This window comes from Enterobacter cloacae complex sp. I3 (assembly GCF_014896175.1).
GTDB classification, from domain to species: Bacteria; Pseudomonadota; Gammaproteobacteria; order Enterobacterales; family Enterobacteriaceae; genus Enterobacter; species Enterobacter bugandensis.
Genome location: NZ_JADBQZ010000011.1, coordinates 50,985 through 66,059 on the forward strand (window position 1 = coordinate 50,985; position 15,075 = coordinate 66,059).

Annotated in this window: 14 protein-coding genes and 3 pseudogenes; 10 read left to right on the plus strand and 7 right to left on the minus strand. The window is 55.2% G+C overall.

Annotated elements, in window-relative coordinates; all coding sequences use genetic code 11:
• Positions 1-20 precede the first annotated feature (20 nt).
• Genes parE through nudF form a run of 5 tightly spaced genes read right to left on the minus strand, consistent with a single transcriptional unit; the run spans position 21 to position 4,429 of the window.
• A complete protein-coding gene (gene parE / locus IM271_RS10290; protein WP_028014439.1) occupies positions 21-1,913 on the minus strand; it encodes a DNA topoisomerase IV subunit B in 1,893 nt (630 codons plus the stop codon).
• A 28-nt stretch (positions 1,914-1,941) separates the two neighbouring features.
• On the minus strand, positions 1,942-2,523 hold the full coding sequence (gene yqiA, locus IM271_RS10295) for an esterase YqiA (protein WP_041908103.1): 582 nt from the start codon (positions 2,521-2,523) through the stop codon (positions 1,942-1,944).
• A complete protein-coding gene (cpdA, locus tag IM271_RS10300; protein WP_028014441.1) occupies positions 2,523-3,350 on the minus strand; it encodes a 3',5'-cyclic-AMP phosphodiesterase in 828 nt (275 codons plus the stop codon). The genes yqiA and cpdA overlap by 1 nt, the downstream gene beginning before the upstream one ends.
• A gap of 27 nt (positions 3,351-3,377) precedes the next feature.
• The gene (locus IM271_RS10305) at positions 3,378-3,800 is read right to left on the minus strand and encodes a DUF1249 family protein (protein ID WP_193052556.1); all 423 of its coding nucleotides are present in this window, start codon (positions 3,798-3,800) and stop codon (positions 3,378-3,380) included.
• Positions 3,797-4,429: an ADP-ribose diphosphatase gene (nudF, locus tag IM271_RS10310; RefSeq protein ID WP_193052557.1), complete on the minus strand. Its 633-nt coding sequence runs from the start codon at positions 4,427-4,429 to the stop codon at positions 3,797-3,799. The genes IM271_RS10305 and nudF overlap by 4 nt, the downstream gene beginning before the upstream one ends.
• Before the next feature lie 204 nt (positions 4,430-4,633).
• Between nudF and tolC the strand changes: the two genes are divergently transcribed.
• The 3 genes from tolC to IM271_RS10325 all read left to right on the plus strand — a co-directional run bounded on the left by tolC (position 4,634) and on the right by IM271_RS10325 (position 8,102).
• Entirely contained in the window at positions 4,634-6,112 is a 1,479-nt protein-coding gene (gene tolC / locus IM271_RS10315) for an outer membrane channel protein TolC (protein ID WP_028014444.1), read from the plus strand.
• Between the two features lie 161 nt (positions 6,113-6,273).
• A complete protein-coding gene (locus IM271_RS10320) occupies positions 6,274-6,939 on the plus strand; it encodes a DUF1190 family protein (RefSeq protein WP_028014445.1) in 666 nt (221 codons plus the stop codon).
• A gap of 2 nt (positions 6,940-6,941) precedes the next feature.
• Positions 6,942-8,102: a glutathionylspermidine synthase family protein gene (locus IM271_RS10325; RefSeq protein WP_047364600.1), complete on the plus strand. Its 1,161-nt coding sequence runs from the start codon at positions 6,942-6,944 to the stop codon at positions 8,100-8,102.
• Between the two features lie 37 nt (positions 8,103-8,139).
• Here the strand turns inward: IM271_RS10325 and ygiD are convergent, their stop codons facing one another.
• Positions 8,140-8,928, minus strand: a complete 789-nt coding sequence (ygiD, locus tag IM271_RS10330; RefSeq protein ID WP_193050829.1) for a 4,5-DOPA dioxygenase extradiol — start codon at positions 8,926-8,928, stop codon at positions 8,140-8,142.
• A gap of 130 nt (positions 8,929-9,058) precedes the next feature.
• On the opposite strand from ygiD, the gene zupT reads away from it, so the two are divergent.
• The 3 genes and pseudogenes from zupT to IM271_RS20320 form a co-directional block, all read left to right on the plus strand.
• Positions 9,059-9,832: a zinc transporter ZupT gene (zupT, locus tag IM271_RS10335; RefSeq protein WP_028014448.1), complete on the plus strand. Its 774-nt coding sequence runs from the start codon at positions 9,059-9,061 to the stop codon at positions 9,830-9,832.
• Between the two features lie 333 nt (positions 9,833-10,165).
• Positions 10,166-10,726 carry a fimbrial protein gene (locus IM271_RS10340; RefSeq protein WP_045261131.1) on the plus strand — a complete coding sequence of 187 codons (561 nt, stop codon included), beginning with the start codon at positions 10,166-10,168 and terminating at the stop codon, positions 10,724-10,726.
• Positions 10,727-10,844: 118 nt separating this feature from the next.
• A pseudogene (locus tag IM271_RS20320) lies at positions 10,845-11,276 on the plus strand (FimD/PapC N-terminal domain-containing protein); the annotation flags it as partial.
• A 12-nt stretch (positions 11,277-11,288) separates the two neighbouring features.
• Here IM271_RS20320 and IM271_RS20325 read toward each other — a convergent pair.
• Positions 11,289-11,411: pseudogene (locus IM271_RS20325) on the minus strand (hypothetical protein); the annotation flags it as partial.
• Between IM271_RS20325 and IM271_RS10345 the strand changes: the two are divergent.
• From IM271_RS10345 to IM271_RS10355, 4 genes and pseudogenes are all read left to right on the plus strand, one after another.
• Positions 11,355-12,971: pseudogene (locus IM271_RS10345) on the plus strand (fimbria/pilus outer membrane usher protein); the annotation flags it as partial. The pseudogenes IM271_RS20325 and IM271_RS10345 overlap by 57 nt on opposite strands.
• Positions 12,972-13,016: 45 nt before the next feature.
• The gene (locus IM271_RS20330; protein ID WP_370532090.1) at positions 13,017-13,238 is read left to right on the plus strand and encodes a FimD/PapC C-terminal domain-containing protein; all 222 of its coding nucleotides are present in this window, start codon (positions 13,017-13,019) and stop codon (positions 13,236-13,238) included.
• Between the two features lie 9 nt (positions 13,239-13,247).
• Positions 13,248-14,009, plus strand: coding sequence for a molecular chaperone (locus IM271_RS10350; RefSeq protein ID WP_028014451.1), 762 nt, complete (start codon positions 13,248-13,250; stop codon positions 14,007-14,009).
• Positions 13,993-15,054, plus strand: coding sequence for a fimbrial protein (locus IM271_RS10355; RefSeq protein WP_193052558.1), 1,062 nt, complete (start codon positions 13,993-13,995; stop codon positions 15,052-15,054). The genes IM271_RS10350 and IM271_RS10355 overlap by 17 nt, the downstream gene beginning before the upstream one ends.
• The last annotated feature ends 21 nt before the right edge of the window (positions 15,055-15,075 follow it).

The window sequence follows — 15,075 nt, forward strand, 5'->3', positions numbered from 1 at the left end:
AGAGGGTTAGGGTGAGGGTATCAGGCCTCAATATCCGCCATATCCCCTTTCTCCTGCAGCCAGTTACGTCGGTCTTCCGAACGTTTCTTGGCGAGGAGCATATCCATCACGGCGTTGGTTTGCTGTTCGTCTTCGTCGCTGATCGTCAGCTGCACCAGGCGGCGCGTGTTCGGATCCAGCGTCGTTTCGCGCAGTTGCATCGGGTTCATTTCGCCCAGCCCTTTAAAGCGCTGCACATTTGGTTTGCCCTTCTTACGCTTAAGCTGCTCCAGCACGCCCGCCTTCTCTTCTTCCGTCAGCGCGTAGTACACCTCTTTGCCGAGGTCGATACGGTAGAGCGGCGGCAGCGCCACGTGGACGTGACCGTTTTTCACCAGCGTGCGGAAGTGCTTCACAAACAGCGCGCACAGCAGCGTGGCGATGTGCAGACCATCGGAGTCCGCATCCGCGAGAATGCAGATCTTGCCGTAGCGCAGCTGGCTCAGATCCTCGCTGTCCGGATCGATGCCGATCGCAACGGAGATGTCGTGCACTTCCTGCGAGGCCAGCACTTCGTCTGAAGAGACTTCCCAGGTGTTCAGGATCTTACCCTTGAGTGGCATGATCGCCTGATATTCACGATCGCGCGCCTGTTTGGCCGACCCACCCGCCGAATCCCCTTCCACGAGGAACAGCTCGGTGCGGTTGAGATCCTGCGCGGTGCAGTCCGCCAGCTTGCCCGGCAGCGCAGGGCCGCTGGTCAGCTTTTTACGCACCACTTTCTTCGCGGCACGCAGACGACGCTGGGCGCTGGAGATGGCCATTTCAGCCAGCATCTCAGCCGCCTGAACGTTCTGGTTCAGCCACAGGGTAAACGCATCTTTCACCACGCCGGAGACGAACGCCGCGCACTGGCGCGATGACAGACGTTCTTTGGTCTGACCGGCAAACTGCGGATCCTGCATCTTCACGGAGAGCACGTAGGCGCAGCGGTCCCAGATATCTTCCGCCGAGAGCTTCACGCCGCGCGGCAGAATGTTGCGGTATTCGCAGAACTCACGCATCGCGTCCAGCAGTCCCTGACGCAGGCCGTTGACGTGGGTACCGCCGAGCATGGTTGGGATCAGGTTGACGTAGCTTTCGGTCAGCAGCTCGCCGCCTTCCGGCAGCCACAGCAACGCCCAGTCCACCGCTTCGGTATCACCGCTAAAGTTACCGACAAACGGTTTTTCCGGCAGCGTCGGCAGGCCGTTTACCGCTTCGCACAGGTAGTCGTTCAGGCCATCGGCATAGCACCAGGTCTGCTCGGTGTTGTTGACGTGATCTTTAAAGGTAATTTCCACGCCCGGGCACAGTACCGCTTTGGCTTTCAGCAGATGCGTCAGGCGAGAAACGGAAAAACGCGGGCTGTCGAAGAAGCTTTCGTCAGGCCAGAAGTGGACGCTCGTGCCGGTGTTGCGTTTAGCGCACGTGCCGACAACCTGCAGATCCTGCACCTTCTCGCCGTTTTCAAACGCGATGTTGTAGACCTGGCCGTCGCGACGGACGTTCACTTCCACGCGTTTGGACAGGGCGTTCACCACGGAAATCCCCACGCCGTGCAGACCACCGGAGAACTGATAGTTCTTGTTGGAGAACTTACCGCCCGCGTGCAGTCGGCAGAGAATCAGCTCAACGGCAGGCACGCCCTCTTCCGGGTGGATGTCCACCGGCATGCCGCGACCGTCGTCGATGACCTCCAGCGACTGATCGGCGTGCAGGATGACGTCAACGCGTTTGGCATGGCCCGCCAGCGCTTCGTCCACACTGTTATCAATAACTTCCTGGCCCAGATGGTTCGGGCGCGTCGTATCGGTATACATCCCCGGGCGGCGGCGAACCGGCTCAAGCCCGGTGAGTACCTCAATGGCATCAGCGTTATAGGTTTGCGTCATGATTTAAACTAGCAATTCGCATTGATTGTCAGTGGCTGTGCAGTCCAAGAAAATCGACAATCTGGGTGAAATGATCCTCAAAGCCCGTGAAAGCATGGTTTCCGCCCTCTTCTATAGTCTGGCGGCAGGAGGCGTAATACGCCACTGCCTGGCGGTAATCCAGCACTTCATCACCCGTCTGCTGCAGCAGCCAGATGAGATCCGGCGCTTCAAGCGGGTCGACCTGCATAACTTTGAGATCGTAAATATGGCGTGACTCTAGCACATATTGCTGCCCGGTGTAGGGGTTCTCGTTTTCGCCAAGAAAGTCCCTCAGCAGCTCAAATGGCCGTACCGCCGGATTAACCACAACGGCGGGCAGCATAAAGCATTGTGAGAGCCAGGTGGCATAGTACCCGCCCAGCGATGAGCCGACTACGCCAAAGGATTCACCGCCGTGTTCAAGCACGATCGATTCGAGCATTTCCGCCGCCTCCGCCGGGTACGGCGGCAGCTGCGGGATAATCATCTCAACGTGGGGGTGATGCTCGCTCAGCCACTGGCGAAACTGCGTCGCTTTTGCGGAGCGCGGCGAGCTGTTGAATCCGTGCAGATAAAGGAGCGTAGACATCAGTAGCCTTCTGAAGCGGTATCCGGGCGGAACTCTGCGCCTGCCAGACGGCAGACTTCCGTGGTCAGCGTGCCGTCGGCATGCAGTTCCAGCCAGCGCCAGCCTGGCGCGATGGTATCCAGCGTAAAGTTGGCGCAGTGCGGCTTAAACTGCACACAGGTTGACGGCGTCGCCAGCATGCGGCGTCCGTTCCAGTCGAGATCCTGTTCCTGATGGATGTGTCCGCACAGCAGGTGTTTCACGCGCGGGTATTTCGCCAGCACGCTATCCAGCGCCGCGGAGTTACGCAGGCTGTGCTGATCCAGCCAGCTGCAGCCCGCCGGCAGCGGATGATGATGGAGCAACAGCAGCGTATGACGTTCAGGTTCGGCAGCCAGTTTGGTCTCCAGCCAGTCGAGTTGAAACTCGCTTAATTCACCGTGCGGGACGCCAAATACCTGGCTGTCCAGCAGCAGGATCTGCCACTGTTCACCCGCAAATACGCACTTCGCCGGAGAAATCCCCGCATCCTGAAGGGAGCTGTACATTGCGGGCTGGAAATCGTGGTTTCCGGGCAGCCAGACGCAAGGCACGCTAAAGCTCGCGATGCCTTCAGCAAAATGCTGGTAGGCCGCGGAGGACTGGTCCTGCGCCAGATCGCCCGTTGCGACAATCAGGTCGCAGTCGCGATGTTCAGCGTGAATGGCGCTCAGTACCGCCTGATAACTCTCCCAGGTATTAACCCCCAGCAAAGTTTCATGCTTTTCGGCAAAAAGGTGGGTATCGGTGATTTGTAATATCCTGACTGGCGCCCCACCAGCAACAGTCAGGTTCAACAGGCTTTCCAAATGGTGTCCTTAGGTAGGTTTATGACGCTAACAAACCGGAATCGCCATTGCTCCATGTGCTAAACAATATCTTAGCCAGTCGGCTAAAAACTGGTTAATTTGATGCTTTTCGTCGCGTTGATGCAACTTTTTATTCGGATAATCATACCGCGCCTTGAAGCGAAAGATCTGCTGACTTGAACACACTTCAGCGACCATCGCGTCATGATAGAGACGCACCGTCATTGACGGCATGCTCCAGTAGCTGATGCTGGGCGCTGTTTGTTCTATTTCCACCAGCGTAGTGTAGCGCGTTGATTCTGTTATCGTTAACCGATACTGCGCGTTGCTTACCTGATAGCTTACCGTTTCGCCGGGTGCGTCGTTTCTCGGCAGCAGGCGGCGCAGCTGTGCGAAATTGGTTTCGCACAGGCGCATCATTTCTGGGAAGTCAGGCGTATAGCGCTTCATTTTTTCCACTCGTTTCGTAATGTCTGATAATGCAGCTGCAGCCATTGCAGGGCGATGACAGACGCTGCGTTGTCGATTTTCCCCTCTTCTACCCACTGATAAGCCTGTTCCCGGCTCACCACATGAACCCGAATATCTTCGTTTTCATCAGCCAGACCGTGAATACCTTCTGCGGTCGTGGCGTCCACTTCGCCCACCATAATGGATAAGCGTTCGCTGGTGCCACCCGGACTCGCCAGATAGCTCAACACTGGTTTTGTGCGGCCTACCACCAGCCCGGCCTCTTCCAGCGCCTCGCGACGGGCGACGTCTTCAACCGACTCGCCCTCTTCGATCATCCCTGCCACCATCTCCAGCAGCCACGGGCTTTCACTGGTGTCATACGCGGCAATGCGGATCTGCTCCACCAGCACGACTTCGTCACGCACTGAGTCAAAGGGTAGCAAGACAGCCGCATGCCCGCGCTCAAAAATTTCACGTCTGATTTCGCCGCTCATTTCACCGTTGAACAGGCGATGCCTGAAACGGTAAAGATCCATCGAAAAAAAACCGCTATAAAGCGTTTCTCGTGCAATAATTTCTACATCGTTTTTGGCGAATGTCACGGGCAACTTTTCTGGTTTTTGCATGAGTCGAGTCCTGGTAGCAATGGTGATGAAATTATGAATTTCAAGGCTGTTTGGCTGCCGTTTGTAAGGCTATATGGTAGATTGGTGCAAATTACCGCCAGATGGCACGTAACGCCAACCTTTTGGTGTGGATGATTCTGTTAGAATCGGCAATTATTTTTTAATTAGATCAGCGCTAATACTGCTTCACAACAAGGAATGCAAATGAAGAAATTGCTCCCCATCCTTATCGGCCTGAGCCTGACGGGCTTCAGTGCAATGAGCCAGGCGGAAAACCTGTTACAGGTCTACCAGCAGGCACGTCTGGGCAACCCTGATTTACGTAAATCAGCGGCCGATCGTGATGCTGCGTTTGAAAAGATTAACGAAGCGCGTAGCCCACTGCTGCCGCAGTTAGGTTTAGGTGCAGATTATACCTACAGCAACGGTTTCCGCGACGCTAACGGCGTTAACTCCAATGCTACCAGCGCCTCACTGCAATTAACACAGACGCTGTTTGATATGTCCAAATGGCGCGCCCTGACCCTGCAGGAAAAGAGCGCGGGCATCCAGGATGTGACCTATCAGACCGACCAGCAAACGCTGATCCTGAATACTGCCACCGCGTACTTCAACGTGCTGAGCGCCATTGACGCGCTCTCCTACACCGAAGCGCAGAAACAGGCGATCTACCGCCAGTTGGATCAAACCACCCAGCGCTTCAACGTGGGTCTGGTGGCGATCACCGACGTGCAGAACGCCCGTTCACAGTACGACACCGTGCTGGCCAACGAAGTGACCGCGCGTAACAACCTCGACAACGCGCTGGAATCCCTGCGCCAGGTCACCGGGAATTACTATCCTGAGCTGGCTTCCCTGAACGTCGACAGCTTCAAAACGGATAAGCCGCAGGCCGTTAACGCCCTGCTGAAAGAGGCGGAAAACCGCAACCTGACGTTGCTGCAGGCGCGTCTGAGCCAGGACCTGGCCCGCGAGCAAATTCGTCAGGCGCAGGACGGCCATCTGCCAACCCTGAGCCTGAGCGCGTCCACCGGCGTTTCTGACACGACCTACAGCGGCTCTAAAACCAATTCTGCCCAGTATGACGACAGCAATATGGGTCAGAACAAAGTGGGCCTGAGCTTCTCTCTGCCACTGTACCAGGGCGGTCAGGTCAACTCTCAGGTGAAACAGGCGCAGTACAACTTTGTTGGCGCGAGCGAGCAGCTGGAAAGCGCGCACCGCAACGTGGTGCAGACCGTGCGTTCGTCCTTCAACAACGTGAACGCGTCTATCAGCAGCATCAACGCCTATAAACAGGCCGTTGTGTCTGCACAGAGCTCCCTGGACGCGATGGAAGCGGGTTACTCGGTCGGTACACGTACTATCGTTGACGTGCTCGACGCGACCACCACGCTGTACAACGCGAAACAGCAGCTCTCCAGCGCGCGTTATCAGTACCTGATTAACCAGCTGAACATTAAGCAGGCTCTGGGTACGCTGAACGAGCAAGACCTGCAGATGCTGAACAGCGCGCTGGGCAAACCGGTCTCTACCTCGCCGGACAGCGTTGCGCCGGAGAACCCGGAGCAGGTTGCCGCCGTTGATAACTTCAACGCTAACGGCAGCGCCCCTGCCGCACAGCCAGCGGCCGCGCGTAGCACGGCACCTGCAAGCAGCGGTTCTAACCCGTTCCGTAACTAAGAGTGTTATCACGCCCTCTCTCACCGGGAGAGGGCGCTGCTGAATCACACCCGAACGTAAGCCAACGTAAAGATCCCCCTGATTCCGACCCTCTTCGCTTCATTTTCAACCACTCATCCACTATCCTGAGCGTTATTACCACTGGGTCCTGGAAGACAAACATGAAACGGACAAAAACGATCAATCACGCGTCGTTCCGCAAAAGCTGGAACGCACGTCATCTCACCCCTGTTGCGCTGGCAGTAACTGCGGTCTTTATGCTGGCAGGCTGTGAGAAAAACGACGAAACGGTTTCGCTGTATCAAAACGCGGACGACTGCTCCGCCGCAACCGGCCAGGCAGCAGAATGTAAAACCGCCTACACCAACGCCCTGAAAGAAGCGGAACGCACCGCGCCGAAATACGCCTCACGCGAAGACTGCGTGGCGGAATTTGGTGAAGGACAGTGTCAGCAGACGCCAGCTCAGGCAGGTACTGCGCCGGAGAATCAGGCGCAGGCGCAGTCCAGCGGCAGCTTCTGGATGCCATTAATGGCAGGCTACATGATGGGCCGCCTGATGGGCGGCGGTGCGGGCTATCAGCAGCAACCGCTGTTTAGCTCGAAAAACCCGGCCAGCCCGGCTTATGGTCAATATACCGATGCCAGCGGCAAAGGCTATGGCGCAGCGACCCCGGGCCGCACCGTGACCGTCCCGAAAACCGCGATGGCGCCGAAGCCTGCGACCACCAGCACTATCACCCGCGGTGGGTTCGGTGAGTCTGTGGCGAAACAGACCAGCATGCAGCGTAGTGCAACAGGCACTTCCACTCGCTCAATGGGCGGCTGATCATGGAACGAGTCGGTATTACCGAGCGCCCGGACTGGCGCGAAAAAGCCACTGAATACGGTTTTAACTTCCACACCATGTACGGCGAGCCGTACTGGTGTGAAGATGCTTACTACAAACTGACGCTCGACCAGGTGGAAAAACTGGAAGAGGTGACGGCCGAGCTGCACCAGATGTGCCTGAAGGTGGTGGATAAAGTCATCGACAGCGACGAGCTGATGACTAAATTCCGTATTCCGAAGCACACCTGGAGTTTCGTTCGTCAGTCGTGGAAAACGAATCAGCCTTCGCTTTACTCTCGCCTCGATCTGGCGTGGGACGGCGTGGGTGAGCCGAAGCTTTTAGAAAACAACGCGGATACGCCGACCTCTCTTTACGAAGCGGCATTCTTCCAGTGGATTTGGCTGGAAGATCAGATGAACGCCGGAAACCTGCCGGAAGGTAGCGACCAGTTCAACAGCCTGCAGGAAAAGCTGATTGAGCGTTTCGCCGAACTGCGGGAGCAGTTTGGCTTCAATCTGCTGCATCTTGCCTGCTGTCGCGACACGGAAGAAGACAGGGGCACGGTTCAGTATCTGCAGGACTGCGCGGCCGAAGCGGAAGTGGCGACGGAGTTCCTCTATATCGAGGATATCGGCCTGGGTGAAAAAGGTCAGTTTACGGATATGCAGGATCAGGTGATCAGCAACCTGTTCAAGCTCTATCCGTGGGAATACATGCTGCGTGAAATGTTCTCCACCAAGCTGGAAGACGCGGGCGTGCGCTGGCTGGAACCGGCGTGGAAGAGCATTATCTCCAACAAAGCCCTGCTGCCGATGCTGTGGGAGATGTTCCCGAACCACCCTAACCTGTTGCCAGCTTACTTTGCCGAAGATGAGTTCCCGCCGATGGAGAAATACGTCGTTAAGCCTATCTTTTCCCGCGAAGGCGCGAACGTCTCCATTATCGAAAACGGTAAAACGCTGGAAGCGGTTGAAGGGCCGTACGGTGAAGAAGGGATGATCGTCCAGGAGTTTTATCAACTGCCGAAGTTTGGCGACAGCTATACGCTGATCGGCAGCTGGCTTATTAACGATCAACCTGCCGGGATTGGTATTCGCGAAGATCGCGCGTTGATTACGCAGGATCTGTCACGGTTCTATCCGCATATTTTTGTTGAATAAAACTTGCCCGGTGGCGCTACGCTTACCGGGCATGTTTTTACCCCACCTGCACCGACAGCATACTCAAACTGCCCATCTCAATGCCGTCAACCGGAATGGTAACCGGCTCCTGACCGTCCCATGCACCTAACACATACAGCAGCGGCAGGAAGTGTTCCGGCGTCGGGTTAGAGAGCGAACCGCCTTCGTGATCCAGATAGTTCACTAACGGATGCTTCTCAACCGGGCCTTGCCAGGTCAGGTTCGCTTTGACGTAGGCGTTAAAAGCGCTCGCCCACGGGTATGGCGTGTTCTCACCGTGCCAGCGCGCCGTACGCAGGTTATGCACCACGTTGCCGCTTGCCACCAGCATGATGCCCTCATCACGCAGGGTCGCCAGTTTGCGGCCCATTTCCAGATGCCAGGCCGCCGGTTTAGTGCTGTCGATACTTAACTGCACCATCGGAATATCTGCATCAGGGTACATCTTAATCAGTACACCCCACGAGCCGTGGTCAAAGCCCCAGGCTTCTTTATCCAGCGCCACTGGAACAGGTGCGAGCAACTCTACCAGCCGCTGTGCCAGCGCAGGCGAGCCGGGAGCCGGATAATGCGTATCATACAGCGCCTGCGGGAAGCCGCCGAAATCATGAATGGTTTTAGGCGTTTCCATGGCCGTCACGCCGGTACCACGGGTAAACCAGTGCGCAGACACCACCACAATCGCCTTCGGACGCGGCAATGTCTCCCCCAGATGACGCCAGGCGCGGGTATAAACGTTGTCTTCCAGAACGTTCATTGGGCTGCCGTGGCCTAAAAACAGTGCAGGCATACGAGAAGAAGACATGGTGGTATCCTTAGAGAAGGTGTCAATTTGATGGTTCTACATTACGCGCATTCAGGTGAAGATAAACGCAGATAACCGTGAAGATCATCATCAGGAAATTTGAACGTAAGATATCCCTTAAGGAGAGTGCATGTCAGTACCCTTAATTTTGACCGTGCTTGCGGGTGCCGCGACCTTTATCGGTGCGTTCCTCGGCGTGCTCGGGCAAAAACCGTCTAATCGTCTTCTGGCGTTCTCGCTGGGCTTCGCCGCTGGCATCATGCTGCTTATCTCGCTGATGGAGATGCTGCCAGCAGCACTTCACACCGAGGGCATGTCTCCGGTTCTGGGCTACGGCATGTTCATCGTCGGCCTGCTGGGCTATTTTGCGCTCGACCGTATGCTGCCCCACGCCCACCCTCAGGATTTGATGCAAAAAAGCGTTACTCCAATCCCCGGCAACATCAAGCGCACGGCGATCCTGCTGACGCTGGGTATCAGCCTGCACAACTTCCCGGAAGGTGTCGCCACGTATGTCACGGCCAGCAGTAATCTGGAAATGGGATTTGGTGTCGCGCTGGCGGTAGCCTTACACAATATTCCTGAAGGACTTGCCGTGGCCGGGCCGGTTTATGCCGCAACGGGTTCAAAACGTACAGCCGTCTTCTGGGCGGGGATTTCCGGGATGGCCGAAATTCTCGGCGGCGTGCTGGCGTGGCTGATCCTTGGAAGCCTCGTCTCCCCTGTCGTGATGGCGGCGATTATGGCTGCCGTGGCCGGGATTATGGTTGCCCTCTCCGTAGATGAGCTGATGCCGCTGGCGAAAGAGATCGATCCTAACAATAATCCCAGCTACGGCGTGCTGTGCGGCATGTCGGTGATGGGGTTAAGCCTGGTTCTGCTGCAAACGGCAGGTATAGGCTGACACGGATGCCCTCATCGATGAGGGCAATTCTTTGATGCGCCCCAGCACAGCCGTTGCATTTTACACTGTCTGCGGCTCTGTATTTACAATTGGAAAATCAAGAGTTTTTATGGATATTTTTAAGTGCAATATTCCCCAATTAAATTGCGCTTAAAAAACCGCTGCTGCATGAAATATTAACCGGTTACGATAGTAATAAATTATATATTAACCTCCTCTAAAAATATCTTTAAGCCTCATTAATCGTAAAAGCCTCCCTCATCCCGTTATACTTTGCGAGTATTCTGAAAATTAATATTCAGATTATGAATTCAATTGAAAAAGGATATTTTCATGTATATGGGTAAAAAAGTATTGTTAGCGGTTGCGATGGCTGCCATCGTTTCGGGTTCTGCTTTTGCTGATGACCAGGGTTCCGGCAAAATCAAATTCAAAGGCGTGGTCATTGATGCACCGTGCAGCATTGCACCAGACAGCGTTGATAAAGAAGTGGACCTCGGTGAAGTTACCACTGCCGTGATCAACGCTAACAAAAAGTCTACCGCTGTTCCGGTTGATATCAATCTGGAGAACTGCCAGCTTGACGATCCGGCGGACGAAACGGATACGCCAGTGACCAAAGTTGACGTGACCTTCACCAGCGCAGCAACTGACGCTACTGACACCAGCCTGATGAGCAACACCTATGCAAGCGGTGCTCAGAACGTCGGTGTTCGTCTGCTGGACAACAACGAAGCCAACATCACCCTGGGTTCGGCTCAAACGGTCGATCTGCTGGCGGGTTCCACCACTCAGACTCTGCACTTCAAAGCATTAATGGAAGTTGCTCAGGGTAAAACTGCCACAGCGGGTCAGGTTGAAGCGACTGCCAACTATGTGCTGATGTACAAATAAGGTAATGCATCACGATAAAACCGGCTGGCATTATTTGCCAGCCGGTATGTGATATTATTTTGGTAACAGGATGATGACATATAAATTACAATCTAAAATCATCATTGCGTCCCTGTTAATGACGAAGATTGCCTCTGCCACCGAGTTTAATATCAATGCCATTGATAAAGACCAGCGGAGTAGCGTTGATCTCTCCCTTTTTAAAAATGAAATAGCGGTTACCCCTGGCAGCTATTTTGTTACCGTATCCATTAACGACACACCGCTGGCTAACGGCTGGCAGCTTAGCTGGAAAGAGGTAAATAACACGGTACAGGTGTGTATTCCTCCTGAACTGGCGGATACGTTTGCCCTGAAAGAGGAAGTCCGCGACGCCTTACCCGAAAAAGAGGGATGCGTCGACTTTTCCTCCAGACCGGATATCACCTTTAATTTTGAACAAGCGACCCAGACGCTGAAGGTCACCGTACCCCAGGCATGGTTGCTGTACCGCGCCGCCGACTGGATGCCACCCGCAACGTGGGACAATGGCGTACCGGGCGTGATTCTGGATTACAACCTGTTCGCCAGCCACTATCAGCCCAGCGACGGCAGCAGCACCAACAACGCCAACACCTATGGCACGGCGGGCGCGAATATGGGCGCATGGCGCCTGCGCAGTGATTATCAGTACAGCCAAACGCATACCGATGCAGGTTCGGATCATGACGGACGCTTTTCGCGCGTCTACATGTTCCGCCCTCTTCCTTCACTTGGTGCTAAGCTGACGCTGGGTGAAACGGACTTCCAGTCCTCAATCTTTGACGCTTTTACCTATACCGGCGCCTCCCTGATCAGCGATGAGCGCATGCTCCCCTGGTCGCTGCGTGGCTATGCGCCACAAATTACCGGTATCGCGCAAACCAACGCGACCGTCACCGTCAGCCTGGCCGATCGCGTAATTTATCAAAGTAAAGTTCCGCCTGGTCCCTTTGTTATTCAGGATCTTAACCAGTCCGTTCAGGGGACGCTGGACGTAAAAGTGACGGAGGAAGACGGGCGCGTCAGCACTTTCCAGGTCTCGGCGGAATCGGTGCCTTTTTTAACGCGTAAAGGGCAGGTTCGCTACAAGCTGGCGGCGGGTAAAGCGCGTAAAGACGCCTCTCACGATGTCGAAGACACCGGTTTTATGAGCGGTGAATTCTCATGGGGAATGCTGTCAAACACCTCGCTCTATGGCGGGACGCTTGCCGACGGGGATCATTACCGTTCCATTGCCGCTGGGATCGGGCAAAATATGGCGCATCTGGGTGCCCTCTCTTTTGACGTCACGCAGGCCACCAGCCAGCTCCCCTTCCAGGATAGCCAGACGGGTTACAGCTATCGTTTTAACTACAGTAAGCGTTTCGATACCACCGGCAGCCAGCTTACGCTTGCCAGCTACCGCTACTCCGATCGGAAATTCCTGAGCTATGCCCGCTTCCTTGATTATGACGACAACGATCGTCAGACAGAAAAGCAGACGCTGAGCGTAACCGCCAGCCAGTACATCAGCCCGTTATCGCTCAACCTCTACGTCAACGTACTGCGTCAGACCTGGTGGAACGAAGCCCCGTCCACGACCGGAAGCATTACCGCAGGCTATAACTTTGATCTGGGGCGCTGGAAAAACCTCGGCGTCACCCTCTCCTGGAGCAAGACCCATTACGAGGATGAAGACGACGATACGCAATTTTACCTGTCCCTGAGCGTACCGATCGATCCGGATCATCGCCTCAGTTACGATCTGCACAACAGCGATAGCCTGAGCCAAAATGTCTCCTGGTACGACACGTCCGATCGCAATAATACCTGGGGCGTCTCCGCGGGGACGGAGAGTGAACACGCGGACGCGGGCGCACAGATGAGCGGTAACTATCAGCATTATTCACCGTTTGGCGATCTGAATATCTCCGGAAGTTATAAAGCTGATGAATATAACTCCCTGAGCGCCAGCTGGAATGGCTCGTTTACCTCAACGGCCAAAGGCGCAGCGCTGCACCGTCGCAGCTACGGAAACGAACCGCGCGTGATGGTCAGCACCGACGGCGTCGGCAACATTCCGCTGAACATGTCACGGGATGAAACCAACCGCTTTGGTATCGGCGTTTTACCGTCGGTTTCCAGTTACTCTCCCGCCAGCGTACAGGTCAATCTGGATAACCTGCCTGACGGCGTCGATGTGGACAACCGCATTACGACCACCACCTGGACCGAGGGGGCGATTGGCTATCGCCAGATTGCGACGCGCGCAGGCAACGATATTGCCGGCATTCTACGTACGCCAGCCGGCACCCCGCCGCTGGGCGCGATTGTTCACCTGCTGGAAAGTGACCAGCAAATCGGCATGGTCGCCGACGAAGGCCACGTCTGGCTGGGTGCGGTAGAGCCTGAACAACAATTGCGGGTAACGTGGGGTGACAATCAGCAGTGTCGCTTCTCGCTGCCTTCACACCTTGAAAACAGTATGCAGTTGATACTGCCATGCCAGTAAGAAACCATGATGAAACTGACCTCATTCACTAGCCTGTGCCTGATGTTAATCGGCACCGCATTTACCACCCACGCCGCCGTTAACCTGGACCGCACCCGCATTGTGTTTCCGGAAAGCGATAAGGCCAGCAGCCTCAAGATTGATAACCAGAGCAAAACGTTGCCTTATCTGGCGCTCTCCTGGATAGAAGATGAAAACGGACGCAAGGAGGACAGCCATTTTATGGCGCTTCCGCCGATTCAACGTCTTGAAGCGGGCGCCTCGTCTCAGGTCCGGATTGTGAAGCAAGCCGCGACCGCCCGGTTGCCGAAAGACCGGGAATCACTGTTTTATTTCAACCTGCGCGAGGTGCCGCCGAAAAGTTCCAGCGCGAGCGAGGAACGCAGCGTAATGCAGGTCGCGATGCAGAGCAGGATCAAACTGTTCTGGCGTCCCAAAGCGATCGCCAAAAAGGCAGGCGATCAGGCAGAAATGCGTATGGAAGTCACCGCAAACGCGAAAGGGCTCACCGTGCATAACCCTACACCTTATTACATCACGCTGGCGTGGCTGAGCAAAAATGCGAAAACCATGCTGCCCGGTTTTGACAGCCTGATGATCGCCCCGTTTGCGACGGCAACAACCTCTACCGGTGACTATCACGGCAGCTACTACAGCATTGGCTACATCGATGATTACGGTGCGCTGAAAAAGGTCGACGCGCAATGTTCAGGCACGGCGAAATGTACGCTCAGCGAGCATAAGGTCGATAAAAATGCGCAAGCTCGCTAATCTGCTGTTCCTGCTGCTGATATCCGCTCTGCCCGTAAGAGAAGCGCTGGCGTTGGACTGCTATCTTGGTGCTTCAGGCGGGCCGGTTGAAGAGACAAAAACCATCTCGCCCTTTGCTATCCCCAGCAACGCGCAGGTGGGGCAGAAAATCTGGGAATCAGATGACATTAAAATCCCGGTTACCTGCGATCACAACGTCAACGGCGGCTTTGAGCCGGAAGACGTATTCGCCTGGGTTAACCCTTATCCTGCCGCAACGGACCCTTACTATGAGCTTGGCGTAACCTACGAAGGGGTGGATTACGATGCCACGGGCCAGCCGAATGGCGTGGACACCCGCCAGTGTCTTGATAACAAGAATATCCTCATCTATACCCCGGATCAGATACGGCAGATGGGCTGGGAAAACCTGATCTGCTCAGGAAACCCGGATGACATTCATCCGACACGCACGTTTATTGCCCGCTTTCGCCTGTTTGTAAAAATTAAGGCGATTCCGCCTCACGGCTACGTGAGTTCCCTCGGCGATTACATCGTGGTGCAGTTTGACGGTAAAGGCGGGGTCAACCAGATGGCCGACGCGAAAAACCTGAAGTATCACATCAACGGCTTGCAAAACATTACCGTTCTGGACTGCGGGGCAACCTTCAGCATCTACCCTGAAAACCAGGAGATCGATTTTGGTACCTTCAGCGCTCGCGACATCGTGAACCAGAAAACGCGCGTTCGCGAATTTACGGTCAAAACCACCAAGGTGCAGGACGCGCAGTGCTCTGATGGATTCAAAATGGACTCGTCATTCTACACGAACGAAAAACTCAGCGCTGACGATACGGCGCTGTTGATTGGCAACGGGCTAAAACTGCGTATTCTGAACGGAACGGAGCCGTTTACCTTCAACCACTACCAGGAGTATGCCGACTTCACCGGGAGTACGTTGCAGTATGAGCAAAAGTACACGGCAGAGCTGTCGTGGGATGAGGGAAAAGCGATCCAGTCCGGACCGTTTGAAACCGTGGTGCTGTTTAAAATTAACTACCACTAGCGACAAAAAAGCCGGGTTTCC

Bases quoted from the DNA above. Each gene is read 5' to 3' on its own strand.
- parE (WP_028014439.1), bottom strand. From the start codon at position 1,913: ATGACGCAAACCTATAACGCTGATGCCATTGAGGTACTCACCGGGCTT.
- yqiA (WP_041908103.1), bottom strand. From the start codon at position 2,523: ATGTCTACGCTCCTTTATCTGCACGGATTCAACAGCTCGCCGCGCTCC.
- IM271_RS10305 (WP_193052556.1), bottom strand. From the start codon at position 3,800: ATGAAGCGCTATACGCCTGACTTCCCAGAAATGATGCGCCTGTGCGAA.
- nudF (WP_193052557.1), bottom strand. From the start codon at position 4,429: ATGCAAAAACCAGAAAAGTTGCCCGTGACATTCGCCAAAAACGATGTA.
- tolC (WP_028014444.1), top strand. From the start codon at position 4,634: ATGAAGAAATTGCTCCCCATCCTTATCGGCCTGAGCCTGACGGGCTTC.
- IM271_RS10320 (WP_028014445.1), top strand. From the start codon at position 6,274: ATGAAACGGACAAAAACGATCAATCACGCGTCGTTCCGCAAAAGCTGG.
- IM271_RS10325 (WP_047364600.1), top strand. From the start codon at position 6,942: ATGGAACGAGTCGGTATTACCGAGCGCCCGGACTGGCGCGAAAAAGCC.
- ygiD (WP_193050829.1), bottom strand. From the start codon at position 8,928: ATGTCTTCTTCTCGTATGCCTGCACTGTTTTTAGGCCACGGCAGCCCA.
- zupT (WP_028014448.1), top strand. From the start codon at position 9,059: ATGTCAGTACCCTTAATTTTGACCGTGCTTGCGGGTGCCGCGACCTTT.
- IM271_RS10340 (WP_045261131.1), top strand. From the start codon at position 10,166: ATGTATATGGGTAAAAAAGTATTGTTAGCGGTTGCGATGGCTGCCATC.
- IM271_RS10350 (WP_028014451.1), top strand. From the start codon at position 13,248: ATGAAACTGACCTCATTCACTAGCCTGTGCCTGATGTTAATCGGCACC.
- IM271_RS10355 (WP_193052558.1), top strand. From the start codon at position 13,993: ATGCGCAAGCTCGCTAATCTGCTGTTCCTGCTGCTGATATCCGCTCTG.